This is a genomic window from Prevotella sp. OH937_COT-195 (genome assembly GCF_003932845.1).
Classification (GTDB): domain Bacteria; phylum Bacteroidota; class Bacteroidia; order Bacteroidales; family Bacteroidaceae; genus Prevotella.
This window is the reverse complement of record NZ_RQZH01000057.1, coordinates 1-2,053: the sequence shown is the minus strand read 5'-3', so window position 1 is coordinate 2,053 and position 2,053 is coordinate 1. Positions and strand designations below refer to the sequence as shown.

Sequence of the window (2,053 nt, the reverse complement as noted above, 5' to 3'; positions counted from 1 at the left end):
CTAAATATGTGAGATTTGACGATAATGGCAGGTTAGATGTTACTTTGTTAAATCAATATAGCGGTAGTTCGGAAAACTTCACGGCATTACATGCATTAGCTAATAGCGAAACAAGTTATATATTTGCTGTTGCAAACCAAGATATAAATGGCAGTAAGTTTTTTGAGAAAGGAAGCAATCCCGAAAATCCTAATAATTTTTTTTTATGGAGTTACAAATATGCCCGGAATGGAACATGACCCTTCGCCGAATGAAAATGTATATATTTTTACAGCTTCTTTCTTAGATGAAAAAACACAAGCAAGGAACACAGCACACGAGGGTTACGGACATGCGTATTTTTTTGAATTGAGTAAGAGTAATCCGTCTATAAATCCGAATCATACAAAGGGTGTAGTTGGTACAGGTGTTGAATACGACCCTGATTTAAAAATAAATGTACCATACTTTATTTTTGGACAAACTAATACTGCTCTTGAAAATCAAATAAAGAAAGTTGAAAAACAAGCAATCAAAAATTATGAAGACAGAAATCCATAAAATAATAATTATAGTATTTGGTTTTGCTTTATTGGGGTGCTCAATAATAAAAAAAGAAAATATTTCTTTTAAGTTGGAGCGTCAAAAACTTTTATCAAAAGAATTCGAAATGAAACTACCCACTCCTTTTCATATTCAAAAAGATAATTATGAAGAAGGTGTGATTTATTTTTACAGCTTCGTTGATAGCGTATATATTATTGTTTTTCAAGGTTCAATGATGGAAATTCCAATAGATAAATACCACCCGCAAAAAACAGAAGTAAAAAATCAGAAAAAAACATCCGTTGGAGTAGAAAACAATAAATTTTGGAGAAAAGATGTTTTTGAGGGTGTCAGAATATATTATGACAATGTTTCCAAAAGAAATAAGAGAATTTATGACAAAGTTTTGGATGAGATTAAAGTCCGCTCATTGTAAAATCGCAAAACAGTTTCGCAAAAGTGGAGCTGTTTTTTATGGGAGTATCTGTTAAACTTACTTAAATCCGCCATGTGCTTGGTTAAAAAAGCGGTTTCCTATCAAATTTATCGGCGGGGGGCGAGGTGGTTATATCTCGCTCCCTGTCGGGGTTTCCGCCTTGTATGCCGCCCGCTCGCCCGCCGCTCCGCACCCTCTGTTTATCGGTTTTTTAGCGAATTGAAAAGGGGGTAAAAAGAGAGCAAAATGCCCCTATCCCCCAAAACAAAAAAGCAAAAAAACTAAAACAAAAGAGTAAAATACCCACAACAAAACAATAACTAAACGCCAAAATCAACTAAAAACAACCACCTAAACTGCCCAATCCACTAATAAACAACTCCTTACCTCGAACCAAACCACCCAAAAGAACAACATCAAAACACCGCCACCACTCCCACACCTGCCTACCACTACAAAAAATGAACTTTAATGAGGGTGTGACAAGTTACTTTTGACAATTGAAAAATAATTTATTTGAAACATAGTAATGCTCCGGAACGTGAGTTGTCGAAATAATCATCTGATTATCAAGACTAATTTTAAAAATTAGAGCATAAAGGCAGATATATAGAATATATCAGTCCCGTATTGCTCTTTGGAAAAGGGATCTATTGAGAATACAAACAAGTTGATTAGGCAATATACCCCCCCCAAAAAAAATCATTTGATAACTGTAATGATAAAAGAATTATGACTATACAGAAGAATTTGAACGAAGGATCAAAGAAGAAACTAAACTTTTCTACGCCTAAGAAGGAATTCTGCAAACAAATATTATAATTTTGCACTTGCTGGTTGACTCTACGCAGTTGATTCGGGATGTAAATAACATAAAGATTTGAACAGTTAAATTTGCTAAATAGAATATAATGTGCTAAATTTGTTGCATAAGATGAATATGAGCAATAATATATTTGTGAAATACACTTGCGGTGAGTCGTGTGGGAATGGGAATTTGGAGGAACGCAACGACTATTACCCTTTCGGTGGTTTGATGGGCAAGGGCTTGAACGGCGATTTCCAATCCTACAAATACAACGGCAAGGAACT

At 34.7% G+C, this 2,053-nt stretch carries 2 protein-coding genes and 1 pseudogene; all 3 read left to right on the top strand.

All coding sequences use genetic code 11. From position 1 onward, the window contains the following. Positions 1–239 (top strand): annotated as a pseudogene (locus EII32_RS12605) (hypothetical protein); the annotation flags it as partial. Continuing rightward, a complete protein-coding gene (locus EII32_RS11140; RefSeq protein WP_233582390.1) occupies positions 229–540 on the top strand; it encodes a hypothetical protein in 312 nt (103 codons plus the stop codon). The pseudogene EII32_RS12605 and the gene EII32_RS11140, both read left to right, overlap by 11 nt. Continuing rightward, complete coding sequence (locus EII32_RS11135) at positions 521–961, top strand: hypothetical protein (RefSeq protein ID WP_125235449.1); 441 nt, start codon at positions 521–523, stop codon at positions 959–961. The genes EII32_RS11140 and EII32_RS11135 overlap by 20 nt, the downstream gene beginning before the upstream one ends. The last annotated feature ends 1,092 nt before the right edge of the window (positions 962–2,053 follow it).